Here is a 24,614-nt window from a genome sequence, read left to right on the forward strand (position 1 = left end):
ACCAACTGAGCTAATCACCCCCGCTGTGTGGAGTCGCATTATAGGGAGAGTTGAAAATGAGTCAACGCATTTTCTAAAGTTTTTATTCGTTCGTCGTAAAATTAGTCAAAACGATCGCAAAACGGACTGTGGCGCATGATTTATAAACAAAAACAGCAATCTCGAACTGGATAAAGTGATCGACATTGAGGAATCGGCCCACAGTGATAGAATATTGCCCATTGTTTTCTTCCCGGAATTTGCCGATTACCGGCATCTTTATAACGTAAGGCCATTTCATGAAAATCAAAACTCGCTTCGCGCCGAGCCCGACAGGCTATCTGCATGTCGGTGGTGCACGTACCGCTCTCTACTCCTGGCTTTTCGCACGTCACAACAACGGTGAGTTTGTGCTGCGTATTGAAGACACCGATCTGGAGCGCTCAACGCCGGAAGCAATTGAAGCCATTATGGATGGGATGAACTGGCTGAATCTGGCGTGGGACGAAGGCCCATACTTCCAGACCAAACGTTTTGACCGCTATAACGCCGTAATTGACGAGATGCTGGTGGCAGGCACGGCCTATAAGTGCTACTGCTCCAGGGAGCGTCTGGATGCGCTGCGCGAAGAGCAAATGGCAAAAGGCGAAAAACCGCGTTATGACGGTCGTTGCCGCCATGACCACAGCGAGCATGCTGCGGATGAGCCTTGCGTAGTGCGTTTTGCTAACCCACAGGATGGCTCTGTTATCTTTGATGACCAGATCCGTGGTCCGATCGAATTCAGCAACCAGGAGCTGGATGACCTTATCATTCGTCGTACTGACGGATCGCCAACCTATAACTTCTGCGTAGTTGTGGACGACTGGGATATGGAAATCACTCACGTGATCCGTGGTGAAGACCATATCAATAACACCCCGCGTCAGATCAACATTCTGAAAGCGCTGAACGCGCCTGTACCGGTGTATGCGCACGTATCAATGATCAACGGTGACGACGGTAAAAAGCTGTCCAAACGTCATGGCGCGGTGAGCGTGATGCAGTACCGTGATGACGGCTATCTGCCGGAAGCGCTGCTGAACTACCTGGTGCGTCTGGGCTGGGCTCATGGTGACCAGGAGATCTTCAGCCGCGAAGAGATGATCGAGCTGTTCTCTCTGAACTCTGTCAGCAAATCAGCCAGCGCGTTCAACACTGACAAACTGCTGTGGCTGAACCATCACTACATCAATACCATGCAGCCAGAATATGTGGCGACTTATCTGCAATGGCACATTGAACAGGCAAACATCGATACCCGTACGGGCCCTGAACTGGCGGATCTGGTGAAGCTGCTTGGCGAGCGTTGCAAAACGCTGAAAGAAATTGCTGAAAGCTGCCGTTACTTCTATGAAGAGTTTGACGCGTTCGACGCCGACGCGGCCAAGAAACACCTGCGTCCGGTTGCGCGTCAGCCGCTGGAAGTGGTGCGTGATAAACTCGAAGCCATTACCGAATGGACTGCGGAAAATGTTCACCACGCGATTCAGGCTACCGCTGATGAGCTGGAAATTGGCATGGGTAAAGTCGGTATGCCGCTGCGCGTTGCGGTGACGGGGGCAGGCCAGTCTCCGGCGCTGGACGTGACCGTTCATGCTATCGGCAAATCACGTAGCGTTGCGCGTATCAACAAAGCGCTGGGCTTTATTGCTGAGCGTGAAAGCCAGCAGTAATACTCATGTAATACAAAAAACGGCAGGGTAACCTGCCGTTTTTTTATGCCTGTTATTCAGCAATACCAAGACGCGTGAGAAAACCCTGCAACCCTTCACGAGCGAGCAACTTGTGCAAACGTTCCTGTTCGACAGTCGTCATGTTTTCCAGCGAGTCGATAATTTGTGGAAGCAGGCTGGATGAGGTTGCCACGCCGTAGTGGGAGGGGCTTTCCGCCACATGGTAAACAGCCCGACGGTTACGAATGGCGGGAAGACTAATGATGTGCTCCTTAACGTGCGCATCAATACATATCACCCTCGCTCTTCCGCCTTTTACACCGTTGATACCCTCCGTTTTCCATCCTTTCTGTCGTATCCAGCGATTAACGGTTTGTCGGGCTACGCCCAGACTGTCCGCCAGCTCTTCCGTGGTCATTTTGCTGCGTAATCTTTTCATATCAGCGTTGGTCGCGAATCCCTAAACGTTGTAACAAGCCGGTAATCCCTTCCCGCAGTAATAGCGATGTCATCTGCTTTTGCTCTTCCGGCGTCATTTCATTCGCCAGCGTCAGGAGCAGGGCATGAAGCGAGCCCTCGTGGTACGCCTTATCTGGCAGTTCCGGCGTCTCTGTTGCCCTGCGCGCGCTGCGAATAAAGTCGCGCACTTTTTCATTGACGTGTACCAGACGCGCCTTGCCACCCTGAACGCCTGGCTTTGGCGATGTAATCCAACCCTCTTTGCGTACCCATTTATTGATGGTCTGTCGGCTATAGCCAGTGAGCAGGGCTAACTCTTCTGGCGTCATTCGTTCCTTGATCATACAATTTCCTGAATATCTGTGGGGTTAATTAGTGGTTCATTTTATAGCACCGTTTTACGTGAAAACGTGACAAGCTTAACTCCTGGCTGCGAGCAGGCTCGCAAAGTGATTCATTTGCATGATTTTTCGGCGATTGAAAGGCGGAGGCTGAATTTGCCGTTGACACTCTGCGGCGGAATTCATATTATGCCGCCCGTCAACATGACAGCTTTACGACGGGGCTATAGCTCAGCTGGGAGAGCGCCTGCATGGCATGCAGGAGGTCAGCGGTTCGATCCCGCTTAGCTCCACCAAACTCTAAACCCTCGTCGCAAGACGGGGGTTTTTTTATATCTTGTAAAATATTTTAGACTGTTTTTGTTGCAATTAACGTCGTTTTCTACACCTCACCTCAATCCAAATCAATAAACAAGTCTATAAATAGACCTGAACTTGATTCGTGTTATTAATAAACCTATTATCCATGCGGTCAATGAGACGATGGTAAAATAGATTATCCGGATTAATGAATAGAAAAATTTACAATAATGTAAAGATATTTATGATTGCCCTGGCGCTAAGCCTGATTGCGATTCCTTTTTCTCGTTATATCTCTCCACGGGCCATCGTCAGCGAAAATGATGTTTATCTGGCGTGGTTGCCCTTAAGTGCCATGCTCGCCATCGTGTTGTTATTTGGACGGCGGGCAATCATTCCTTTGCTGTTAAGTTTTAGTATTACTAATATTTATAATCTTGATTTAGCACCACTACAATCTGCCGTATTATTATGTTGTCAGACGTTTACCGTCTTCGCCGCCTGTGGCGTCATCCGTCTGGTGCTGGGCAAGCGCTGGCGACACAGCATACCGAATAAGTACATTGGCATACGTATTTTCTGGCTCGGATTTATGGTGCCTGTGGGCATCAAATTATCGATGTATCTGGCGGGATATTTATTTGATTTCCCGGTGACAATCTCCTCCTATTTCGGCGAAGGCTCTGCAATTTATAACGTTATCGATATTCAGAGTCTGATTTGTGCCGCCCTGATTTTCACCATGATGTTCTATTATCCGTTAAGAATGATTATTAATCCTCGCTATGCCCGAACATTCTGGCGGCGAAGCGTGAAGCCCCTCTTTTGTCACAAAAAAGCGTTATTTATCGTTGTGTGGCTGATGCTGTTGATCTCGATGATCGCTATTTTATGCGCGCCTTTTGAATCGCAGTTTATTGCGGGTTATTTGATGCCAATCGTTTTCATTCTTTTTACCCTGGGGATTGGTCGTCTGAGCTATGCGCTCATCTCTTTACTCTGGGCGGCCTCGGCGCTCATGCTGTTGACCTATAATTATAATTTTCTTAATGGCGTTGAATCGGGCCATTCGCTCTCCTTTATCCTGTCGGTGCTGATCTCTTTCGCCATCTGCCTGCTTTACATGTCGCGGATCTATCAGAAAAGTGAATGGCTGAAACAGGGGTGGCAGGAGAGGGCGCTTACCGATCCGCTCACCGGTCTGCCTAACATTCGTGCGCTGGAAGTGTTTTTACAGCATCATCCCGAAGCCAAAATCTGCTGCCTGCGCCTGGATAATCTGGAATTTCTGAGCCGTCACTACGGCATCCTCATGCGTGTACACTGTAAAAAGATGATCACCGCGTCGCTGCAACCGTTATTGCAAAAAGACGAGAAGCTCTTCCAGTTGCCTGGCAGTGAGCTGGTGGTGGTCTTGCTGGGGCCGGGCACGGCTGAACGTCTGCAATATATGGTTGATCATCTGAACAGCCGTAAGATTGTCTGGAACAAGACTGAGCTCGACATCGAGTTTGGCGCCTCCTGGGGTGAAGTGCCGGATGGAGAAAGCCTGCATCATACGCTGGGTCAGCTGAGCTGGCTCTCCGAGCAGTCCTGTGCCGGGCATAACGTCCTGGCGTTAACCAACAGTCTGGATGATGTCTCCGGTCAGACGACGGACAGAGTGCTGATGCTGGCCCGCATAAAACGCGCCCTTGATGTCGGAGGGCTTCACCTTTACGCCCAGCCAATCCATAACGCGCGTGGGGAAGGGTACTTTGAAATCCTCTCAAGGCTTGAAAGCGAGGGGGAGATCATCACGCCTGATCGCTTTATTCCGCTAATTGCTCAGTTTAACCTGAGCCACCGATTTGACCTGAACGTGGTGGAAAAATTGCTGATGTGGATGCGCAGCCATCCGTCCGAACGGGCCGGAACGCGGTTCTCCGTTAATCTGATGCCGCTGACGCTGATGCAAAATGAGATAGCGGCTGAGATCATCGCGCTTTTTGAACGCTACGCCATTGCGCCGCAAGATATCGTCATTGAGATCACCGAGGAACAGGCTTTCTCTGACTCGGGAAGCAGCATCAACAATATCCAGCAGCTGCGGGATTACGGCTTCCGCATTGCTATTGATGACTTTGGTACCGGCTATGCCAACTTTGAGCGCCTGAAGCGGCTGGAGGCCGATATCATTAAGATCGATGGCTGCTTCGTGAAAGATATCTGCACCGACAGCATGGATGCGATGATCGTGCAGTCCATTTGCAACATGGCCAAAACGAAATCGCTTTGTGTGGTGGCTGAATATGTGGAATCGGCTGAACAACGCGAGATGTTGCTGCGATTCGGCGTGGACTATTTGCAGGGCTATTTGATTGGTAAACCACTGCCCCTGACGGCGCTGGAGGCATAAAAAAAACCGGGAGCGATGGCTCCCGGTTTTTATTGCACGGTATGAATTACAGAACCAGTGCTGCAATAGAGGCAGACAGGACGCTCACCAGCGTTGAACCGTAAACCAGCTTCAGGCCAAAGCGAGAAACGACGTTACCTTGCTCTTCGTTCAGGCCTTTAATCGCACCAGCGATAATACCGATGGAAGAGAAGTTCGCGAAGGAGACCAGGAAGACGGACAGGATCCCTTCCGCACGAGGGGAGAGTGTGCTGGCAATCTTCTGGAGATCCATCATCGCCACGAACTCATTGGAAACCAGTTTCGTTGCCATGATACTGCCCACCTGCAACGCTTCGTGAGCGGGCACGCCCATCACCCAGGCAATCGGGTAGAAGATGTAGCCCAGAATACCCTGGAAGGAGATACCGAGTACGGCCGCAAACAGGGCGTTCAGCGCAGCGATCAGCGCGATAAAGCCAATCAGCATCGCGGCGACGATAATTGCAACCTTGAAACCCGCCAGAATGTATTCACCCAGCATTTCGAAGAAGCTCTGTCCCTCGTGCAGGTTTGACATCTGAATGTTCTCTTCGCTGGCATCCACGCGGTACGGGTTAATCAGCGAAAGCACGATAAAGGTGCTGAACATGTTCAGAACCAGCGCCGCAACTACGTATTTTGGTTCCAGCATGGTCATATACGCGCCCACGATAGACATGGAAACGGTAGACATTGCGGTTGCCGCCATGGTGTACATGCGGTTACGGGACATCTTGCCGAGAATATCTTTATACGCAATGAAGTTCTCAGACTGACCGAGGATCAGCGAGCTGACTGCGTTAAAGGATTCCAGTTTACCCATGCCGTTAACTTTCGATAACAGGAAGCCGATCGCACGGATAACCACCGGCAGAACGCGGATGTGCTGAAGGATACCGATCAGGGCAGAGATGAAGACGATAGGGCAGAGTACCTTCAGGAAGAAGAAGGCCAGACCCTGATCGTTCATGCTGCCAAAGACGAAGTTTGTCCCTTCGTTGGCAAATCCGAGCAGTTTTTCGAACATTTCGGAGAAGCCTTTCACGAAGCCGAGGCCTACGTTGGAGTTCAGGAAGAACCACGCAAGTAAAACTTCAATGACCAGCAGTTGGACAACATAGCGAATACGAATTTTTTTGCGGTCTGTGCTGACCAGCAATGCAAGTGCAGTAACGACAACGAGTGCCAGGACAAAATGAAGGACGCGGTCCATATTTGCTCCAAATATGAGGCAGGTTTAATTTCCGTGCACATTCTATGTAACAAGCACAAAGAAAACGAGATCAAGCCCACACTATAGTTACATCCTGTGACGAGTCTCAAAAATAGTGATCAACAAGACATTTTTGTTATGTTAGGTAAATGAGTGAAAAGTTAAGTTTGTGTGCTACGCTTCACAAATGTCTGCGCATTTTCACATTCTGTGACCTTGCTCCACCTGCCTGTCTATCGTTCCTGACTATCAGAGAAATCATGTTAACCATTACAAATGAACTTGATAATCATTCTCATTTTGATAGCATGAAACATAGCAAAGGCTATATTTCCAGAGGCAGAAATGACGAATAGTCGCGTAGAGAGTAGCAGCGGCAGAGCGGCACGCAAGCTGCGGTTCGCATTAATGGGACCGGCATTCATTGCCGCGATTGGCTACATCGATCCGGGTAATTTTGCGACCAACATTCAGGCCGGGGCCAGTTTCGGCTATAAACTGCTGTGGGTTGTGGTCTGGGCCAATCTGATGGCGATGCTGATTCAGATGCTCTCCGCGAAGCTGGGTATTGCTACCGGAAAAAACCTGGCGGAGCAAATCCGCGATCATTATCCACGTCCGGCAGTTTGGTTTTACTGGGTTCAGGCGGAAATTATCGCCATGGCCACCGATCTCGCCGAGTTTATCGGGGCGGCGATCGGCTTTAAGCTTATCCTGGGCGTCTCCCTGCTTCAGGGGGCCGTGCTGACCGGTATCGCCACTTTCCTGATTCTGATGCTCCAGCGGCGGGGGCAAAAACCGCTGGAGAAAGTCATCGGCGGCCTGCTGCTGTTCGTCGCTGCCGCCTATATTGTTGAGCTGATTTTCTCCCAACCGAATCTGGCGCAGCTGACGAAAGGGATGGTGATCCCGTCGTTACCCACTTCTGAAGCCGTTTTTCTGGCTGCCGGGGTGCTGGGGGCGACCATTATGCCGCACGTCATTTATCTGCACTCTTCATTAACCCAGAATCTGCATGGCGGGACGAGTAAAGAGCGCTACTCCGCCTCGAAATGGGATGTGACTATCGCGATGACCATTGCCGGATTTGTGAATCTGGCGATGATGGCAACCGCCGCCGCCGCGTTCCACTTTAACGGGCATACCGGGGTTGCCGATCTCGACCAGGCTTACCTGACGCTGGAGCCGTTGCTGAGCCATGCCGCAGCCACTATTTTTGGTTTAAGCCTGGTTGCTGCGGGTCTTTCATCTACGGTTGTGGGGACACTGGCCGGGCAGGTGGTGATGCAGGGGTTCGTACGTTTCCATATTCCGCTGTGGGTTCGCCGCTCGGTTACGATGCTGCCTTCCTTTGTTGTGATCCTGATGGGGCTGGATCCGACCCGCATTCTGGTGATGAGTCAGGTACTGCTGAGTTTCGGGATTGCGCTGGCGCTGGTGCCGCTGCTGATCTTCACCAGCAACAAATCGCTGATGGGCGATCTGGTGAATTCGACGTGGGTGAAGCGCGCCGGGTGGGCCATTGTGGTCGTGGTGGTGGCGTTAAACTTGTGGTTGCTGATAGGCACAGCCGCAGGCCTGTAAAAGAAAAAGGAGCCGGAAGGCTCCTTTTTGTTGTTAATGGTGATGGCCGTGACCGTGGCCTCTGCCTTTTCCATGACCCCAGCCGCCACGGCGGTCGTCACGATCGTTCCAGCCTTCGCGGTAGCCGCGTTCGTAAGCCTTACGCTTATCCCAGCCACGGTGATAGCCGTTATCGTGTTTCCACCAGCGGTTTTGACGCCATTCATAATGGCGATGCCAGTAGTCACGGTCGCGCCAGTAGCCACCGTCCCAGTATCTGCCGTAGTCATCACGATCGCCAATTTGTAATTTAATCGATGGCAACAGGGTGATTTCGCCCGCACTGGCGACCAGCGGGGCCGAAGCCAGTAATACCGCTGCAAGAATCAGTGACCTGAACATACTCTTCTCCTTCACGATCGGGGCCGCTGTGCGACCTGTTAACGCAATTTTACGAGTTGGTAAACATTCGTTTCATCGCCTCAACTCCTAAATCATGAACGAGAGCACTTTTTGCTAAAAGTGTTTTTAATCTGAACTGGACAGGATCGTATCTATCGTCTTCAGCTCTTCTGCCGTGAACCGACAATTCTCAAGCACGCCTGCTGCATCTTCAATTTGTCCGGTCTTGCTTGCGCCGATGAGCACGGATGTCACCGCATCGTGGCGCAGGATCCAGGCCAGTGCCATTTGCGAAAGCTTTTGCCCCCGGTTTTCCGCCAGCGCATTCAGCTTGCGTACCTTTTCCAGCTTTCTGTCGGTGATCTGCTCCGGGTTAAGGAACTTACTGCCGCTTGCTGCGCGAGAATCCGCCGGGATACCGTTCAGATAGCGATCGGTCAACTGTCCGCCCGCCAGGGGGGAGAAGGGGATACATCCCACCCCTTTATGCTGCAACACGTCCAGCAACCCCTCTTCAGGCGCACGTTCAAACATGGAGTACTTCGGCTGGTGGATCAGACATGGCGTGCCCAGATCCTCCAGTATTTCAATCGCCTGCCTTGCCACTTCTGCCGGGTAGTTGGACAGACCGATGTACAGCGCCTTGCCCTGACGCACCACATGGTCAAGCGCTTTCATGGTTTCACGTAGCGGCGTTTGTGGATCCGGGCGGTGGTGATAGAAAATATCGACATACTCCAGCCCCATACGCCTGAGGCTCTGGTCCAGGCTGGCGATCAGATATTTACGTGAGCCCCAGTCACCGTAAGGCCCGTCCCACATGGTGTAGCCCGCTTTAGTGGAGATGATCAGCTCATCGCGCCAGGGCAGGAAATCCTCCTGCAAAATGCGACCGAAATTACGTTCGGCCGAACCAGGAGGCGGGCCGTAATTATTGGCAAGGTCAAAATGCGTAATACCCAAATCGAAAGCACGCTGTAAAAGTTGACGGCTGTTTTCGAGTAACGTCGCGTCGCCAAAATTATGCCAAAGCCCCAGCGAGATGGCGGGAAGCTTAAGGCCGCTTTGTCCACAACGGCGATATTGCATTGTCTGATAACGATTTTTGTCAGGCTGATAACCCATTGACGAGACCTCTGGCGCTGGAAAGAAACATCAGTGTATACGTTTACACTAACCTGAAGAAAATGAGCATAGCCCAGCTTTTTTCGTAAAGCATTCTTTCCAGACCCTGATTGTCGCCAATTCTGGACACGCTTCACGCTTATTTAATACTCAGAGTGAGGTCAACGTCAGAAGGACACTTATAATATGCGTACCCCCTATTGCGTCGCCGATTACCTGCTGGACCGACTAACAGATTGTGGTGCCGATCATCTGTTTGGCGTGCCAGGCGACTATAACCTGCAATTTCTCGATCACGTGATAGACAGCCCGGACATCTGCTGGGTGGGCTGTGCCAATGAACTGAACGCGTCTTACGCCGCAGACGGCTATGCCCGCTGTAAGGGCTTTGCCGCGCTCCTGACGACATTCGGCGTTGGGGAGTTAAGCGCCATGAACGGTGTGGCGGGCAGCTTTGCCGAACATGTTCCCGTCCTCCATATTGTGGGGGCCCCGGGTATGGCGGCGCAGCAGCGAGGAGAGTTATTGCACCATACGTTGGGTGACGGCGAGTTCCGCCATTTCTATCATATGAGCGAACCCATCACCGTTGCACAGGCGGTGCTTACCGAACAAAACGCCTGCTATGAAATTGACAGAGTCCTGACCACTATGCTGCGGGAGCGCCGTCCGGGCTACCTGATGCTGCCCGCTGATGTGGCGAAAAAAGCCGCTACGCCCCCTGTAAGCGCTCTCAATGTTAACCCCGCACCGGCTGATTCAGCCTGCTTGCAGGCGTTTCGTGAGGCTGCCGAAAAGCGCTTGTCCACGAGCAAACGCACCGCGCTGTTAGCGGACTTCCTCGTACTCCGCCATGGTCTGCGCACGGCCCTTCAGACGTGGGTGAAAGAGGTGCCGATGGCACACGCCACCATGCTGATGGGCAAGGGCATTTTTGACGAACGACAGAGCGGTTTTTACGGCACCTACAGCGGATCGGCGAGCGCCGCGCCGGTCAAAGAGGCCATCGAGGGGGCTGATACGGTGCTGTGTATTGGCACGCGCTTTACCGATACGCTCACTGCCGGGTTTACCCACCAGCTGACGCCAGACCAGACGATAGAGGTTCAGCCACACGCGTCCCGCGTCGGCGACGTCTGGTTTACGGGTATCCCGATGAGGGAGGCCATTGAAACGCTGACAGCGCTGTGTAAAACCTATGTTCGTGATACGCGAGCGCCATTGGATCACAGCGGCTTTTCGTTCCCGACTATCGAAGGGGCGCTGACTCAGGAGAGCTTCTGGCGTACCCTGCAAACGTTTGTCCGCCCCGGAGACATTATTCTGGCTGACCAGGGAACGTCTGCTTTCGGCGCTATCGATCTGCGTTTACCGGCGGACGTGAACTTTATCGTCCAGCCGCTGTGGGGATCGATTGGCTACACGCTGGCGGCGGCGTTTGGCGCGCAAACGGCGTGTCCGAACCGACGCGTGATTGTCCTGACGGGTGACGGCGCCGCGCAGTTGACCATTCAGGAGCTGGGATCGATGCTGCGCGACAAGCAGCGCCCGATTATTCTGGTGCTTAACAACGAAGGATACACGGTGGAAAGGGCCATCCACGGGCCGGAGCAGCGCTATAACGATATTGCCCTCTGGAACTGGACGCAGATCCCGCAGGCGCTGAGCCTGGCGCCTCAGGCAGAGTGCTGGCGCGTCAGCGAAGCGGAAGCGCTGGCGGAGGTGCTGGATAAAGTGGCACACCATGAGCGGCTTTCGCTGATCGAGGTGATGCTGCCGAAAGCCGATATTCCGCCGCTGCTGAGCGCGCTGACCAAAGCGCTGGAGGCGCGCAATAACGCCTGATTACCTGTCGTTTCGCCATCCCATCAGCATCGGTTTGCCCGCCAGCAGGAGCCAGGCGGGCAACATCACGATACAGAGCAGCGGCAGAAGCGTGGTATCCGGTACGACAACGGCCGCCATAAACAGGCTCAGCCACGCATCGCGCGTGACCACCAGTACCAGCCCCAGAATGGAACAGGAGACGGTAATCGCCGCAGGGACAGCGTCAACGTGCTCATGCAGCATCAGCCCCAGCGCGACGCCAACAAATACCGCCGGGAAGATTCGACCTCCCCTGAAACCACAGGCCGCAGCGACCACCAGCGCCGCCAGTTTTACCAGCGCGAACAGCAGATAATCGGAGACGCTAAAGACCTGGCTGAAGGCCAGCTGCTGCATCTCGTCCAGACCCTTAAACAGCGTAACCGTTCCGCCGATGGCGCCTAAAACGCCCAGAATAAACCCCCCCATGCCCAGAATCAGCACCGGATGCTTCAGCCTGTGCATCAGGCGATGCAGACGAGGAAGACACCACACCGCGACCATCCCCAGCGCAATGGCGATGGCGACGACGACGGCACCGCTGAAAATATCGGTGAGTTGCATCTGGCCGTAGTGGGGGATGGAGAGTGAAAAATGGGGATGGAAAAACAGGCTGGTGGTGAGGGCTCCCGCAGCGGCGGCCATTAGCGGCGCGAAGAGTTTATCCCACAGCGGTACTTCATGATCACTGCTGAGGGTTTGCGAAAAAATGAGCGCAGCCGCGACCGGGGTGCCAAACAGCGCCCCGATGGTGCCTGCTGACGCCAGGATCGTCCAGTCCAGCGCGCCAACGCGCGGGAAAAGACGCGCCCCCAGAAAGACCGCCAGCGCGATATTAACCGCCATAATGGGATGTTCAGGCCCGAGGCTTACGCCCCCCGCAAGACCGATTATCAGCGCGATGATAAGCCCCGGCAGAGCAGAGGGAGAGACAGGCGCGCCAATCAAGGGTTCCAGTGCCGGGTCCGGCCCGGCATGACCCGGGCTATAGCGGATCACCAGCCCTACGGCAATCCCGGTCAGGGTCAGCATCATCATGATCCAGCCCGGCGAGTCAATGCTGATACCGAGTTTTACCGGAAGCGCGGTCCATAAAATCGTTTGCAGCACCGCCGCCACTTTCATGACGACGATGAGCACCAGGCTCGACGCCACGCCAATAATCAGCGCCGGGACAGCCAATAACAGCATGGTTCTGGCTCGCGGATGGAGCATGATGATTTCCTTGTACAAAACGGCTTAACGTTACTTTGCACAATCAGCATTGTGGCAATAGTGCAAAAGGTGCTGAAACGGTAAAGTTATAATGTGACGAAGATCGATAATCCATGGGCAGTCACCTTCTGGTCGTTGTTGTTATCACGCCTTGAATTTACAGTGTCCCAAAGATTTATTCTGACTTTAGCGGAGCAGTAGAAGAATGACAAAGTATGCTTTGGTAGGTGATGTAGGCGGCACCAACGCGCGCCTTGCCCTGTGCGATGTGAACAGCGGTGAAATTTCTCAGACGAAAACCTATTCAGGGCTGGATTACCCAAGCCTGGAAGCGGTGGTTCGCGTCTATCTGGAAGAGCATAAAGTGAGCGTTGAAGACGGTTGTATCGCTATCGCCTGTCCGATCACCGGCGACTGGGTGGCGATGACCAACCACACGTGGGCCTTCTCAATTGCCGAAATGCGGAAAAACCTCGGCTTCTCGCACCTTGAAATTATCAACGACTTCACTGCGGTTTCCATGGCTATCCCAATGCTTAAACCAGAGCATCTGATTCAGTTCGGCGGTACGGCCCCGGTTGAAGGCAAACCGATTGCCGTTTATGGCGCAGGCACCGGCCTGGGGGTGGCGCACCTGGTCCACGTCGACAAACGCTGGGTCAGCCTGCCGGGCGAAGGCGGTCACGTGGATTTTGCGCCGAACAGCGAAGAAGAGGGCATTATTCTTGAGGAGCTACGCGCCGAGATTGGGCACGTGTCGGCCGAGCGGGTGCTTTCTGGCCCGGGCCTGGTGAACCTGTATCGGGCGATTGTAAAATCAGACGGTCGTCTGCCGGAAAATCTGCAACCTAAAGATGTGACCGAACGCGCGCTGGCCGACAGCTGTATTGACTGCCGCCGTGCTTTGTCGCTGTTCTGCGTCATCATGGGGCGTTTTGGCGGCAACCTGGCGCTGAACCTTGGCACCTTTGGCGGGGTCTATATTGCGGGCGGGATCGTACCGCGCTTCCTCGATTTCTTTACCGCCTCCGGCTTCCGTGGCGGCTTCGAAGACAAAGGCCGCTTCAGGAGTTATGTCCAGGACATTCCTGTTTACCTGATTGTCCACGACAACCCAGGCTTACTGGGCTCCGGGGCGCATCTGCGTCAGGTACTGGGTCAGATCCTCTGATGCTCATTCCCCTCTCCTGCGGGAGAGGGAACGCGCTACAGGTGCATGAGCTGGCGGAACTCTTTCACTCTGCTGCGGCTTACCGGCACCTGAAAATCCAGATCCTTCAGCCGCAAAATATAGGTGTTGTTAAACCAGGGTTCGATTTCGCGGATCTTGTTCAGGTTGACGCAGAACGAGCGGTGGCAGCGGAAGAAGTGAGCGGCCGGGAGTTTATTGCAGAATTCGGTGATGTTCATCGCCATGACGTAGGATTCACGCCGCGTATAGACAAACGTCATTTTTTCATGCGCTTCGGCATAGTAAATATCGTCGACAGGCGTGACGATGATCCGTTCGTCCTTCACCAGATTAATCGTGTCGTTTTCCCGCGCTACCGGGCTGGCGCTGGCGGGTAATGCTTGCTGCTGCCACGCGGCTTCCAGCTTATGCAGCATGCTGATAATACGCGACTCCTGGTACGGCTTGAGAATATAGTCAAACGCCTCAAGCTCGAAGGCCTCCACGGCATGCTCTTTCCACGCGGTGACAAACACAATAAACGGCTTGTGGGCGAACTGATTGATATTTTGCGCCAGCAGGACGCCGTCCAGCGACGGAATATTAATATCGAGGAATATCGCGTCGACCCGGTTATGCTGTAAAAATTTCAGCACGTCCAGACCATCCTCAAAACAGCCAACAATCTCCATCTGGCTGTGGGTTTTGATAAGCCAGCTCAACTCCTGTTGAGCCAGAATTTCATCTTCTACAATGATGACTTTCATCTGTTACTCCGGCCTACGGCAACAAGGATATGGGGGCATTCACGGGCGTTCGCTCATTCGGAACATAAAAGGCAATTTCGGTGCCCGGCTCAAGACGGTGAATATGCAGCCCGTCACCGTACAGCAGTTTGACCCGGTGATGCACATTCAGCAGTCCGATCTTGTTGCCCGGCATTTCGTTTGATTTGACGCGCTCAATGACTTTAGGATCGATGCCGTGCCCGGTATCGCGCACGGCGATACGCACGCGGTTACCGCTTTCCGTCACGCTAATCGTTACCACGCCTTTGCCTTTACACGGCTGAATACCGTGAACAATGGCGTTTTCCACCAGCGGCTGGATCAGCAGGCTTGGGATCACGCAGTTGACCTCTTCATCAATATCGTAAATGACCGTCAGCTTATCGCCAAAGCGAGCCTGCTCGATGGCGATGTAATCCTTGATTTGATACAGCTCTTTTTTGATGTCGATCTGCTCGTCGTCATTTAGCTCAATGTTGTAGCGCAGATAGCGCGACAGATTAAATATCAGCTGCCGCGCGGTATCCGGATTCAGACGGATGGAAGAGGAGATAGCGTTCAGCGCGTTAAACAGGAAATGGGGATTGATCTTGCTTTGCAGGGCGCGCAGCTCTGCCTTATTTGCCATCTCGCGCAGCTGCTCTGCACGCGAAACCTCAAGTTGAGTGGAGATAATCTGCGACAGGCCAATCGCCATCTCCTGGAGCGAAGAGGTGATTTGGTGCGCATGGCAGTAGTAAATTTTCAGCGTCCCCGTGACCACGCCTTTTTCCCACAGCGGGATCACCAGCATTGAGTGGATCTCTGGCGTCCGGTGGGCTTCATCATTGTTTTTAATGATGATTTTTCCGTAGTTAATCGCCTGTCTGGTGGTCGGGCTGATGGTATCGTCGCTGTCGCGATAATTGTGCTCCCCGACGCCAACGTAAGCCAGCACGTGGTCAATATTGGTGATGGCGACCGCATCGGCGTGAATATCACGGCGGATGATATCGCAAACCTGACGTAAAGATTCGGCGTTAACGTGTCGGAAAAGCGGCAGCGTCTTGTTGGCGATATCCAGCGCCAGCTTGGCCTGACGCGCGGCGCTGGCCTCTTTTTCGCCCTCCACGCTTTGCACCAGCAGCACGATAAAACCGATACAGACGCTCCCGAGGATCATAGGAATACCGATCTTCGAGACGATATCCAGCCCCAGCGCAACGGTTGGCGCCCAGACGATGACCAGGATCATGGTCAGCGTTTCGCAGACCATCCCCGCGATAATCCCCGCACGCCAGTGCTGCTTTTTCGGGATTTTGCGGTTAATCCAGCCCGAGAGCAGCCCGGCAATAATGCTGGTGATAAAGCAGGGGACTGCCGTCACGCCGCCAATATCAATCAGGTATCGATGGGTGCCGGCGATGATGCCTGTGATAATCCCAACCCAGGGACCAAAGAGGATCCCGCCCGACATGACGGCGATGATGCGCACGTTCACCAGCGAGCCTTCTACCGGCACCCCGGACCAGGTGCTGAACAGGGCAAACATCGAAAAGATAAACGTGACGGCCAGCAGCTCTTTTGGCGAATGGGCAGATTTATGCAACAGTTCGCGGAACAAGCGGATGCGGATAAGGAAAAAGAGACAGATCAGCATTAATGCCGCGCGGTCGAACACCGCCAGGAGCATATTGAAGATTTCGTGCACGGTCAGGCCTGGGAAAACGGGAAAAATCTATGATAGAAAACATAGGGCCTGATGACCAGCTATCCATCAGATTTATCAAATGGGGAAAAACCATAATTCTCAAAGGGGATTGCTGGCTTTTGACTGAAAGCCGGTGCTTTTCCGTTTGGGGAGAAACGTCAGGTAACGATACTGAAAATATTGTGTTAAATCGTAGCGCTTAAAACTGCCTGTTCACGATAAGAGTTCCGCTTTTCACTGCAATCGCATTCCCGTTTTAGCGCAAAATATTGTTTTGCCGTTATCCTCTCGACAGCGTCTTTTTCTTCAGGTTATTTTCTAAGCACGCCACACGGGTGGCAGCGTCGCTCGGACGGTCCGGGCGCTAACGTGACTCTGAGGAATCTATGGCTGAATTCAGTCCTGAACGCCGTTTTACGCGTATCGATCGTCTCCCCCCTTATGTTTTCAATATCACTGCTGAACTGAAAATGGCTGCGCGTCGGCGCGGCGAAGACATTATCGATTTCAGTATGGGTAACCCTGACGGCCCAACGCCGCCGCATATCGTTGAGAAACTCTGCACGGTTGCGCAGCGTCCTGATACCCATGGGTATTCCACCTCACGCGGCATTCCACGCTTACGTCGGGCGATCTCCCGCTGGTATCAGGATCGTTATCAGGTCGATATCGATCCTGAAAGTGAAGCGATTGTGACCATTGGCTCCAAAGAGGGGCTGGCCCACCTGATGCTGGCGACGCTGGATCACGGCGATACCGTACTGGTGCCGAATCCGAGCTACCCCATTCACATCTATGGGGCGGTGATTGCCGGCGCGCAGGTGCGTTCTGTCCCGCTGGTGGAAGGCGTCGACTTCTTTAACGAGCTGGAACGGGCGATTCGTGAAAGCTATCCGAAGCCGAAAATGATGATCCTCGGTTTCCCGTCAAACCCAACAGCACAATGCGTTGAACTCGAATTCTTCGAGAAAGTGGTCGCGCTGGCTAAGCGTTACGACGTGCTGGTGGTACACGATCTCGCCTACGCCGATATCGTTTATGATGGCTGGAAAGCGCCGTCAATTATGCAGGTACCGGGTGCCCGCGATGTGGCGGTTGAGTTTTTCACCCTGTCGAAAAGCTACAACATGGCGGGCTGGCGAATTGGTTTTATGGTGGGAAACAAAACGCTGGTGAGCGCCCTGGCGCGTATTAAAAGCTACCATGACTATGGCACCTTCACGCCGTTACAGGTCGCGGCCATCGCGGCGCTGGAAGGGGATCAGCAGTGCGTGCTCGATATTGCCGCTCAGTACAAACGCCGTCGTGATGTGCTGGTAAAAGGGCTTCATGAAGCAGGCTGGATGGTGGAAATGCCTAAAGCCTCTATGTACGTCTGGGCGAAAATCCCTGAGCCGTATGCGGCGATGGGTTCTCTGGAATTTGCCAAAAAACTGCTTCAGGACGCGAAGGTTTGCGTCTCTCCAGGCATTGGCTTTGGTGACTACGGTGACACGCACGTGCGTTTCGCGCTGATTGAAAACAGCGACCGTATCCGTCAGGCAGTGCGGGGCATTAAAAGCATGTTCCGCGCGGATGGCCTGCTTGCAGCGAAGAGCGTTGCGGAACAACCCGAGTCGTAACGGACACCAAAAAAAACAGGCGCCAACGGCGCCTGTTTTTTTGACTGCATTTTCTTAACTAGATCATCAGAGCAAACGTTCCGGCCCAAACTAAAACAATAACCGAAATGCCCATAAAGAAATATTTCACGTTTCATCGCTCCGCGTATCTTCCGGTACGCATTAAAAAAACAGAGTCCAACTGAGTATAGAGAGTTGAAATCATGCGAAAGGGGAAATCGGAATTATCCCGTGACGTCGCTAACTTCAGCTCTGAATTCTGTGCTTTCCTGTCGCCAGACGGCGCTAATGTACGCCTAAATTTCAGGAGTGACAAGAGGCATTTTTTTAAATAATTTCCGACACTTACGAGTGTCGTGGAACGGCGACAGTTTGATTTCGGTACGCAATAAATGCCTGTTGAGCGACGGTCGAAAAAGCCGTTACGCACTGCGATTACAGGTGTTTGAAAAGGCTAGTTTCTTAGCGAAACTAACCTTCGACAGGGGTCAGATATAGAGCGAGGCTTCGCCCAGGGGGCGGGTTTTAAAGCGGCGGTGCATCCACAGATACTGCTCAGGCGCACGCATAATCTCAAACTCAATCACCTTATTGATAAAGGTCGCGGCTTCACTCTCATCTTCTGGATAGTTCGCCATCTCTGGGGAGATATGCAGACGATAGCCTGACTTATCCGCTTTTCTGACCATGGTCACCGTCAACATCGCGGCGCCTGAGAGACGTGAAATCACAAAGGTACCGTTCGTCGTAGCGACATCTTTAACCGCAAAGAAAGGGGCAAAGCTGCTGCCTTTAGGACCGTAGTCCTGGTCCGGGGCAAACCAGACGGCTTCCCCTTTTTTCAGGGCGCCAACCATACCGCGCAGATTGTTACGGCTGATCATCGCCTTATTTGAACGCATGCGGCCCCGCGTTTGTACCCATTCCATCAGCGCGCTGTTATGCGGGCGATAGGTTGCCATCATCGGCTGACAAAGACCCATAACGCGGCCGCCCAGCTCAAGCGACATAAAATGCACACCCACAACCATCACGCCGCGGTTTTGCATCTGGGCACGTTTCAGGTTATCCAGGCCTTCCACGTCAAACCATTTACGGACACGCTCGTCTGGCCAGAACCAGGCCATACCGGTTTCAAGCAGCGCCATACCGATAGATTTAAAGTTTTCCGCAATCAGCGTTTCGCGCTGCTGGGCATTGTAATGCGGAAAGCAAAGTTCGAGATTTTTTCGGGCAATGGACTCACGACGCTTAAGGAAGTGACGCGATGCGCTACCGAGCTTAGAACCCAGGAAACGGATCACGGGATAAGGAAGTTGAACCAGCAGCCAAAGCACGCCAAGGCCGAACCATGTAAACCAGTAGCGCGGGTGCAGAAACGCCCGCTGAAATTTGGATTGAGACAAAATAGTGGAACCTATGTGAAGCCTGTGAAGGTAGCGCAGACTTCGCGATACCACGTGCCATTGAGACCGTAGGACGAGGTCATGGTTGCAGGCTTTACCGTTCTTTACGACGTTGCCTGGCCATTGCTGACTTGGGTGGGCGGCATAATGTAGCACCGTTATACATTATGAGCCATCACTCGTTTTTGTTTAAAAAAGCGGCAATTGCGGAGTGGTTTGATTTGCTATTGTTTAATCTGCGTTCCCGCATGTCTCCTGAAGGTGCAGACCATGGAAACCTACCTGCAAACGGTGAAAGAAGAGTGGGTGAAGCTGATTAATGAAACCGATCCCGATGTGCATCGGCTTGCGACTGAGCTTGCCAGAGACAACGCAACTCCCCTGGTCGCTGAATTCTATCGTGTTGTGCTGGCAGATCCATCGGCAGCTGAATTCCTGACAACCGAACAGGTGGAGAGGCAGCTTCAGGAGGCGCTTCGTCGCTGGCTTATTGATGTGCTCTCATGCCGTGTGGAGCAGGTTGAAGAGCAGATGCGGGCGCAGCAGCGCGCTGCGGATGTTCATGCCCGTATTGGTATTTCGGTTGATTTAGTTGAAATGGGCTTCCGTGTTCTGAAAAAGCTGCTGTTACCTGTCATTACTACCAGCGCCCATTCGCCTGAGGTGAAGCTGCATATTTATCACTACGCGATAAACAGTATCGATCTGGCCATGGAAGTGATGTCGCGGGCCTATGTATTTAGCGAGAACAATGCGGCGAAAGAGGACGAAAATTATCGCATCTTTTCCTTAATGGAGAACGCAGAAGAGGAGAAGGAGAGACAGACCGCGGCGCTGCTGTCATGGGAAATGGTGCTTCTGTATAAGATCACGCTTAATTCCAGTATCGGCATCAGTCTGCCGCTGGGGCAGTCTGAATTTGGACTGTGGTTTAGCCATAAAGGTCGGCACTACTTCAGCGGGATCGCTGAGGCCGGTCATATCTCTCGTCTGACTCAGGAATTCGATGACCTTTTTAACGAGGTCCGTCTTGCAGGGCAGGGTCTGAGTGATAAAGCGCAGCGGGATAAATTCTTGCAGCGAATGCGTAATACCCTCTCGCAAATCATCACGCTTTTGCGCGAACTGTTTGACGAAGTGTCGCGACACGAGGTGGGGGTTGATGTCCTGACCCGCCTGTTGAATCGCCGTTTTCTGTCAACCATCTTCAAACGCGAAATCCTGCACGCCACCCGGGCGGGAACAAAGCTCTCGACGCTGCTGATTGACGTCGACAAATTTAAACAAATCAACGATACCTGGGGGCACAATACCGGGGACGAGATCCTGCGAAAAGTCTCCGGCGCGTTCTACGACAACGTGCGAACCTGTGATTACGTTTTTCGCTACGGCGGCGATGAATTTCTGATTGTGCTAACGGAAATCTCAGAGGTGGACGCGCTGCGAATTGCCGAGCGTATCCGTAGGCGGGTGGAAAAAATCAAGGTTAACTCCCCAACCGGCGATATTATCCCGCTCTCCCTCTCGATAGGCGTTGCGATGTTCAACGGGCATCCCGATTACGAGCGATTGATTCAGGCGGCGGATGAAGCCTTATACGGCGCGAAACGGCGTGGCCGAAACTGCGTGGAGCTTTGGAAGGGGGCGTAAGGAAAGACAGAAGTGTCCCCTGCAGGAATCGAACCTGCAACTAGCCCTTAGGAGGGGCTCGTTATATCCATTTAACTAAGGGGACGTAGAAATAACTGGTTTTTAAGTGTTCGTCTTGTGTTGCATGTTATCGCAAGAGTCCACGCCGCTTCAAGCTTTTAGTCCCTTTTATTTCCCATTCGTTCCTGTCTTTACGCAAAGAAAATCATTTGGTTCACTTGCCATTGCGTACATATTGAGTACAGAATGCAGAAAATCAGTGTGTACAGGATTCAGAGCCGTGGCCCTCAGTGATACCAAACTTCGCAGCATCAATGACAAGCCATACAACGGCGCGCCCGAAGTCACAGATGGTGACGGTCTCAGCGTGCGTATTACCCCTACCGGAACGATTACGTTTCAGTTTCGGTACCGATGGAATGGTAAACCTGTTCGCCTTTCTATTGGGCGCTATCCTGCTACATCTCTGAAAGAAGCTCGCGTCATTGTCGGCGAGATGCGCGAATTGTACCTCAAGGGGCTAAACCCTAAAAATTATTTTGCCAAAGAGGATGGCGAGCTGACACTTAAAGAGTGTCTCAATCAGTGGTGGAACAAGTATGTTGAGACCCTGAAGCCTAATACACAGACATTATACAAGTCAGTTGTGTACAACACTATGTACACAGAATTCCCGGATGCTCCCGTCGTAAATATTCCTGTTTCATCATGGGTTAGGTTCTTCGATAAGCAGGAAAAGAAAAACGGCAAAAAGGCCAGGGTACTTCTCCTCCAGCTGCGATCTGTAATGAACTGGTGTATCAGCAGACAGCTCATACCTTCGTGCGAGGTTCTGAAGCTCAGCGTTAAGACGATAGGAAAGAAGCCGGATGTTGGAAGCCGGGTTTTAACCTATACCGAACTGGCAAAAATATGGCTCGCACTGGAAAACAATAAGATTGTTACCTCAAACAAGGTACTTCACCAATTGTTGTTACTGTGGGGTGCCAGGTTGTCAGAGTTGCGTCTGGCTACTAACAGCGAATTCAATATGGACGATCTAATTTGGACAACTCCAGCTGAGCATTCAAAAATGGGGAATGTTATTCGTCGTCCTGTTTTTGAGCATGTAAATCCTTTTGTGGAGAGGCTGTTAAATTCGGGTAACACCGTCCTGTTTCCCGGACAGGAACTGGATAAGGCAATAGATCGTTCGTCAGCAAATCTCTACATGAAAAAGTTAAGGGATAAAATTGATATACCGGAATGGAGAACGCACGATTTCAGGCGCTCACTGGTAACGAATTTGTCAGGGGAGGGAGTTATGCCCCATGTCACCGAAAAGATGCTGGGGCATGAACTGGGTGGTGTGATGGCCGTGTACAACAAACACGACTGGCTGGTGGAGCAGAAAGAGGCTTATGAAATATATGCCGATAAAATATTCTGGCATGTTAAACAGCTCGGTTGACGCCGCCCTCTTCAATCCACTTCATAACTGCTTTACGGCTATATCGTGATGGATAGGTGAGAACAGGATCGGGGAAACCACGTTCTTTGCGTAAACGCCAGACAGCAGTTTTTTTCTTTTTGAGCAGGTCGAACACTTCCTGCTCTTCCATAAAATCAGTAGTAGTCATAAATACCTCATTAAAAATTACCGTTAAAAATACACGTACCACACCCGCCGCGAGCGCCTTCAGTGCAGACATCGCAGCGATCTACTTTTTTTGTTTCTCTTTCCCCTCTAACTTCAGACATGCCTTTATATGCAGTCGAGGCTCACCGTCTTTCGGTTCCGGCCATTGACGAGTCTTGTTCACTGCCAGCTTATCGATCAATGCCTGTGTAATCTTCTCGTCAGTTATGCCAGCGCGTCGCTGGGCATCCCACAGCAGGAATTGCATATCAGCCCACTCGCTGAGGTCTTCAGGTTCGTCCGCTGCTTCCAGTGCTTCTTTTGAAAGGTGCTTAAGCGGGCCGACAGGACCAACATCACCGAACGTGGCCTGTGACCAATCAGCATGGCGCTGACGGATGAGATTGCGCAACTGCAAAGATGAACCGGTTTCTTCCGGTAACTTGTTAGCCGCCTTTACATGTTCGGCCCCCTGAAGCATGGCGGCGCGTATTGTGCGAGCAATATGTTCACGAAGCTGCTGGCTCCCGTGATACTTGACTGCTATATCACGCAGCTCGTTCACCAGCTCACGGATCTGATGGTCTTTCATTGCTACCGGCGCTGGCGGGGAGGCGTAAAGCCTGTCTCCGATTCTCACCCCGGATTTAGGCGCAGGTCCGTGACCGATATATCTCAGGGTAAATCCCTCGCAGACCTCAGACACAGGCTCCGCTTCGAGCGATGCCAGCGCAATCTTCATCGCAGCGTGCGCCATAGCCGCATCTTCGTTTACTGCGCCGGGCATAGCATCTCGCTCTTCTTCAAGCTCCGCGATGGTCTTCAGTAGCCATTCTTTGGTAAGGGTAATCATGATGCTGCTCCTTCCTGATACTGTTCGAACCAGAACACCACTGGCTTCTCCACTGCCTCGATAAGGCCGAAACGCTCTGCCGTTCGGAAGTTCATGCTGCTCTTGCGCCCTCGCTCGACCTGAAGAGATATCTGCTTTCTAAACATTTCCAGCGAGTAGGACGTTTTCAGTAAGTTGCAGGGCGCACATGCCGGGAATAGGTTTTCCAGTCTTTCAGCCTCTGGCCTGTAGTATTCACCCGTCGCCTTCAGTTTGAAGATGCCTTTCGCAGCAGCCTTCATACACTGCTCAGATTTTCGCAGTACCGCCTCAACGTGGTCAGCATGCCAGCCCTTTTCGGGAAGTTCGCAGCCACAATAAGCACAGCGACCACCGAACTTCATGCGCAGCTCTGCGCGCTGTTTTTTCGTCAGTGCCATGCTCACTCTCCTTTTCCGGCTGCGGCCAGAGCCGACTTAGACTCATCAATGTTCCACTTCGCATCACCACAGCACAGAATCCCGTTTGAGGCTTCGTAGCCAAACGCCTCTGTATGTTCGATAAAGGCGTGCGCGCATTGGAGGTGGTGTGATAGCTCAGCAATCCGCTTCTCTGCCTCTCTGAGCTTATCTGCCCACCGATTACAGGCCATGAAAGCCATTCGCCGCTGTGATTCAACCTCAGCGATCCGATTCTCTGCTGCTTCCAGCTCATCCAGCAGCGCCAGTACGGTGGCGGGGTTGGCTGCGGCGATAAATCCTGCGCATTTGGCTGGAACATCACCGTCCGAACAATTAACGACTGTCGAGCCTTTATCGTCCGTTATGTATGCTTTCGAATGTTGCGTCGCGCGCATGTATTGCCACTTCACGCCACCTGCGCGAACCGCCGCTTCCCGTAATACACGGTTGTCGATGTTGCTCACTGGGCGGCCTCCGGTTCCTCTGGAATTGGAGCCCAGTGAGTGATAACAACATCGTCGATATCGATATCACCGTTCTGGAAAGTCCATTGCCAACTTCCAGTCTCTTTCTGCCCAAAGGTAATCCACATTGAGCGCCAACCAATCAGCCATCCCTCACCGGTTGAATCGAAAAGCAGAACCGTGTCATTGGGTGATGGAAGGCATTCATGCACGGAGAATGCTTTTTCTTCCAGCGCATCGCTCCATGAGACAGCCGCGATCTTTCCGCCAAAGATTGTCATTCCAGCGTTTACTGCTGGCTCTTTACCATCCTCA

Annotated in this window: 22 protein-coding genes, 2 tRNA genes and 1 pseudogene; 9 read left to right on the plus strand and 16 right to left on the minus strand. The window is 52.6% G+C overall.

The genetic code is table 11. The annotated features are described in order from the left end of the window. Positions 1 to 278: 278 nt before the first annotated feature. Entirely contained in the window at positions 279 to 1,694 is a 1,416-nt protein-coding gene (gene gltX / locus INF61_RS19350) for a glutamate--tRNA ligase (protein ID WP_015572231.1), read from the plus strand. Positions 1,695 to 1,746: 52 nt separating this feature from the next. Here gltX and INF61_RS19355 read toward each other — a convergent pair whose 3' ends face one another. After that, positions 1,747 to 2,133, minus strand: coding sequence for a YfeC-like transcriptional regulator (locus INF61_RS19355; RefSeq protein ID WP_017383469.1), 387 nt, complete (start codon positions 2,131 to 2,133; stop codon positions 1,747 to 1,749). 1 nt (position 2,134) lies between these two features. Next, on the minus strand, positions 2,135 to 2,497 hold the full coding sequence (locus INF61_RS19360) for a YfeC-like transcriptional regulator (RefSeq protein ID WP_015572232.1): 363 nt from the start codon (positions 2,495 to 2,497) through the stop codon (positions 2,135 to 2,137). A gap of 217 nt (positions 2,498 to 2,714) precedes the next feature. Between INF61_RS19360 and INF61_RS19365 the strand changes: the two genes are divergently transcribed. Beyond that, positions 2,715 to 2,790: transfer RNA gene (locus tag INF61_RS19365), tRNA-Ala, on the plus strand. A 212-nt stretch (positions 2,791 to 3,002) separates the two neighbouring features. Beyond that, a complete protein-coding gene (locus INF61_RS19370; protein WP_193548011.1) occupies positions 3,003 to 5,192 on the plus strand; it encodes an EAL domain-containing protein in 2,190 nt (729 codons plus the stop codon). Positions 5,193 to 5,238: 46 nt separating this feature from the next. On the opposite strand, the gene nupC is transcribed toward INF61_RS19370, so the two are convergent. Next, complete coding sequence (gene nupC / locus INF61_RS19375; protein ID WP_006811440.1) at positions 5,239 to 6,426, minus strand: nucleoside permease NupC; 1,188 nt, start codon at positions 6,424 to 6,426, stop codon at positions 5,239 to 5,241. 345 nt (positions 6,427 to 6,771) lie between these two features. Here nupC and INF61_RS19380 point away from each other — a divergent pair, with 345 nt between their 5' ends. Next, positions 6,772 to 8,010 (plus strand): Nramp family divalent metal transporter, encoded by a 1,239-nt coding sequence (locus tag INF61_RS19380; RefSeq protein ID WP_017383466.1) that lies wholly within the window; start codon positions 6,772 to 6,774, stop codon positions 8,008 to 8,010. 33 nt (positions 8,011 to 8,043) lie between these two features. On the opposite strand, the gene INF61_RS19385 is transcribed toward INF61_RS19380, so the two are convergent. Both INF61_RS19385 and mgrA read right to left on the minus strand, forming a co-directional pair. Next, positions 8,044 to 8,391, minus strand: coding sequence for a DUF2502 domain-containing protein (locus INF61_RS19385; protein WP_015572233.1), 348 nt, complete (start codon positions 8,389 to 8,391; stop codon positions 8,044 to 8,046). A gap of 126 nt (positions 8,392 to 8,517) precedes the next feature. Beyond that, entirely contained in the window at positions 8,518 to 9,516 is a 999-nt protein-coding gene (gene mgrA / locus INF61_RS19390; RefSeq protein ID WP_015572234.1) for an L-glyceraldehyde 3-phosphate reductase, read from the minus strand. Positions 9,517 to 9,702: 186 nt separating this feature from the next. On the opposite strand from mgrA, the gene ipdC reads away from it, so the two are divergent. Beyond that, positions 9,703 to 11,361 (plus strand): indolepyruvate decarboxylase, encoded by a 1,659-nt coding sequence (gene ipdC / locus INF61_RS19395; RefSeq protein WP_039270231.1) that lies wholly within the window; start codon positions 9,703 to 9,705, stop codon positions 11,359 to 11,361. On the opposite strand, the gene INF61_RS19400 is transcribed toward ipdC, so the two are convergent. Beyond that, complete coding sequence (locus INF61_RS19400; RefSeq protein WP_045141727.1) at positions 11,362 to 12,597, minus strand: ion channel protein; 1,236 nt, start codon at positions 12,595 to 12,597, stop codon at positions 11,362 to 11,364. It lies immediately after the preceding gene. Positions 12,598 to 12,802: 205 nt separating this feature from the next. Here INF61_RS19400 and glk point away from each other — a divergent pair, with 205 nt between their 5' ends. Further along, entirely contained in the window at positions 12,803 to 13,768 is a 966-nt protein-coding gene (glk, locus tag INF61_RS19405; protein WP_193548012.1) for a glucokinase, read from the plus strand. 35 nt (positions 13,769 to 13,803) lie between these two features. Here the strand turns inward: glk and INF61_RS19410 are convergent, their stop codons facing one another. Both INF61_RS19410 and INF61_RS19415 read right to left on the minus strand, forming a co-directional pair. Next, positions 13,804 to 14,535: a LytTR family DNA-binding domain-containing protein gene (locus INF61_RS19410; RefSeq protein ID WP_017383462.1), complete on the minus strand. Its 732-nt coding sequence runs from the start codon at positions 14,533 to 14,535 to the stop codon at positions 13,804 to 13,806. Positions 14,536 to 14,548: 13 nt separating this feature from the next. Continuing rightward, on the minus strand, positions 14,549 to 16,246 hold the full coding sequence (locus INF61_RS19415; RefSeq protein WP_032654382.1) for a sensor histidine kinase: 1,698 nt from the start codon (positions 16,244 to 16,246) through the stop codon (positions 14,549 to 14,551). Positions 16,247 to 16,632: 386 nt separating this feature from the next. Here INF61_RS19415 and alaC point away from each other — a divergent pair, with 386 nt between their 5' ends. Next, positions 16,633 to 17,868 carry an alanine transaminase gene (alaC, locus tag INF61_RS19420; protein ID WP_017383460.1) on the plus strand — a complete coding sequence of 412 codons (1,236 nt, stop codon included), beginning with the start codon at positions 16,633 to 16,635 and terminating at the stop codon, positions 17,866 to 17,868. A gap of 58 nt (positions 17,869 to 17,926) precedes the next feature. Here alaC and ypdK read toward each other — a convergent pair whose 3' ends face one another. Together ypdK and lpxP are read right to left on the minus strand one after the other, a co-directional pair. After that, entirely contained in the window at positions 17,927 to 17,998 is a 72-nt protein-coding gene (gene ypdK / locus INF61_RS23145; RefSeq protein ID WP_099458937.1) for a membrane protein YpdK, read from the minus strand. A 358-nt stretch (positions 17,999 to 18,356) separates the two neighbouring features. Further along, entirely contained in the window at positions 18,357 to 19,277 is a 921-nt protein-coding gene (gene lpxP / locus INF61_RS19430; protein WP_086527955.1) for a kdo(2)-lipid IV(A) palmitoleoyltransferase, read from the minus strand. A 267-nt stretch (positions 19,278 to 19,544) separates the two neighbouring features. Between lpxP and INF61_RS19435 the strand changes: the two genes are divergently transcribed. Beyond that, a complete protein-coding gene (locus tag INF61_RS19435) occupies positions 19,545 to 20,924 on the plus strand; it encodes a diguanylate cyclase (RefSeq protein ID WP_193548013.1) in 1,380 nt (459 codons plus the stop codon). Between the two features lie 13 nt (positions 20,925 to 20,937). Here INF61_RS19435 and INF61_RS19440 read toward each other — a convergent pair. Beyond that, positions 20,938 to 21,009, minus strand: a tRNA-Arg gene (locus tag INF61_RS19440). Positions 21,010 to 21,204: 195 nt separating this feature from the next. Between INF61_RS19440 and INF61_RS19445 the strand changes: the two genes are divergently transcribed. After that, positions 21,205 to 22,374, plus strand: coding sequence for an integrase family protein (locus INF61_RS19445; RefSeq protein ID WP_193548014.1), 1,170 nt, complete (start codon positions 21,205 to 21,207; stop codon positions 22,372 to 22,374). On the opposite strand, the gene INF61_RS19450 is transcribed toward INF61_RS19445, so the two are convergent. The 5 genes and pseudogenes from INF61_RS19450 to INF61_RS19470 form a co-directional block, all read right to left on the minus strand. Next, entirely contained in the window at positions 22,358 to 22,543 is a 186-nt protein-coding gene (locus INF61_RS19450; protein ID WP_022648922.1) for a hypothetical protein, read from the minus strand. The genes INF61_RS19445 and INF61_RS19450 overlap by 17 nt on opposite strands. A 123-nt stretch (positions 22,544 to 22,666) precedes the next feature. Beyond that, positions 22,667 to 22,939: pseudogene (locus INF61_RS19455) on the minus strand (dATP/dGTP pyrophosphohydrolase domain-containing protein); the annotation flags it as partial. A 452-nt stretch (positions 22,940 to 23,391) separates the two neighbouring features. Further along, positions 23,392 to 23,814, minus strand: a complete 423-nt coding sequence (locus INF61_RS19460) for an HNH endonuclease (protein ID WP_129318445.1) — start codon at positions 23,812 to 23,814, stop codon at positions 23,392 to 23,394. A 2-nt stretch (positions 23,815 to 23,816) separates the two neighbouring features. Further along, positions 23,817 to 24,299, minus strand: coding sequence for an ead/Ea22-like family protein (locus INF61_RS22935; protein WP_370553154.1), 483 nt, complete (start codon positions 24,297 to 24,299; stop codon positions 23,817 to 23,819). Further along, complete coding sequence (locus tag INF61_RS19470) at positions 24,296 to 24,580, minus strand: DUF551 domain-containing protein (protein WP_370553169.1); 285 nt, start codon at positions 24,578 to 24,580, stop codon at positions 24,296 to 24,298. Before INF61_RS19470 ends, INF61_RS22935 begins: the two co-directional genes overlap by 4 nt. Positions 24,581 to 24,614 lie beyond the last annotated feature (34 nt).

The sequence above is a fragment of the Enterobacter cloacae complex sp. P18RS genome, assembly GCF_014982105.1.
GTDB classification, from domain to species: Bacteria; Pseudomonadota; Gammaproteobacteria; order Enterobacterales; family Enterobacteriaceae; genus Enterobacter; species Enterobacter hormaechei_C.

What these genes read in the sequence shown, in the direction of transcription:
- INF61_RS19410 (WP_017383462.1), bottom strand. Translation starts at nt 14,535, where the DNA reads ATGAAAGTCATCATTGTAGAAGATGAAATTCTGGCTCAACAGGAGTTG.
- INF61_RS19385 (WP_015572233.1), bottom strand. Translation starts at nt 8,391, where the DNA reads ATGTTCAGGTCACTGATTCTTGCAGCGGTATTACTGGCTTCGGCCCCG.
- INF61_RS19400 (WP_045141727.1), bottom strand. Translation starts at nt 12,597, where the DNA reads ATGCTCCATCCGCGAGCCAGAACCATGCTGTTATTGGCTGTCCCGGCG.
- ipdC (WP_039270231.1), top strand. Translation starts at nt 9,703, where the DNA reads ATGCGTACCCCCTATTGCGTCGCCGATTACCTGCTGGACCGACTAACA.
- mgrA (WP_015572234.1), bottom strand. Translation starts at nt 9,516, where the DNA reads ATGGGTTATCAGCCTGACAAAAATCGTTATCAGACAATGCAATATCGC.
- INF61_RS19460 (WP_129318445.1), bottom strand. Translation starts at nt 23,814, where the DNA reads ATGGCACTGACGAAAAAACAGCGCGCAGAGCTGCGCATGAAGTTCGGT.
- INF61_RS19370 (WP_193548011.1), top strand. Translation starts at nt 3,003, where the DNA reads ATGAATAGAAAAATTTACAATAATGTAAAGATATTTATGATTGCCCTG.
- INF61_RS19360 (WP_015572232.1), bottom strand. Translation starts at nt 2,497, where the DNA reads ATGATCAAGGAACGAATGACGCCAGAAGAGTTAGCCCTGCTCACTGGC.
- INF61_RS19470 (WP_370553169.1), bottom strand. Translation starts at nt 24,580, where the DNA reads ATGACAATCTTTGGCGGAAAGATCGCGGCTGTCTCATGGAGCGATGCG.
- INF61_RS19355 (WP_017383469.1), bottom strand. Translation starts at nt 2,133, where the DNA reads ATGAAAAGATTACGCAGCAAAATGACCACGGAAGAGCTGGCGGACAGT.
- glk (WP_193548012.1), top strand. Translation starts at nt 12,803, where the DNA reads ATGACAAAGTATGCTTTGGTAGGTGATGTAGGCGGCACCAACGCGCGC.
- INF61_RS19380 (WP_017383466.1), top strand. Translation starts at nt 6,772, where the DNA reads ATGACGAATAGTCGCGTAGAGAGTAGCAGCGGCAGAGCGGCACGCAAG.
- INF61_RS19450 (WP_022648922.1), bottom strand. Translation starts at nt 22,543, where the DNA reads ATGACTACTACTGATTTTATGGAAGAGCAGGAAGTGTTCGACCTGCTC.
- INF61_RS19435 (WP_193548013.1), top strand. Translation starts at nt 19,545, where the DNA reads ATGGAAACCTACCTGCAAACGGTGAAAGAAGAGTGGGTGAAGCTGATT.
- nupC (WP_006811440.1), bottom strand. Translation starts at nt 6,426, where the DNA reads ATGGACCGCGTCCTTCATTTTGTCCTGGCACTCGTTGTCGTTACTGCA.
- alaC (WP_017383460.1), top strand. Translation starts at nt 16,633, where the DNA reads ATGGCTGAATTCAGTCCTGAACGCCGTTTTACGCGTATCGATCGTCTC.
- gltX (WP_015572231.1), top strand. Translation starts at nt 279, where the DNA reads ATGAAAATCAAAACTCGCTTCGCGCCGAGCCCGACAGGCTATCTGCAT.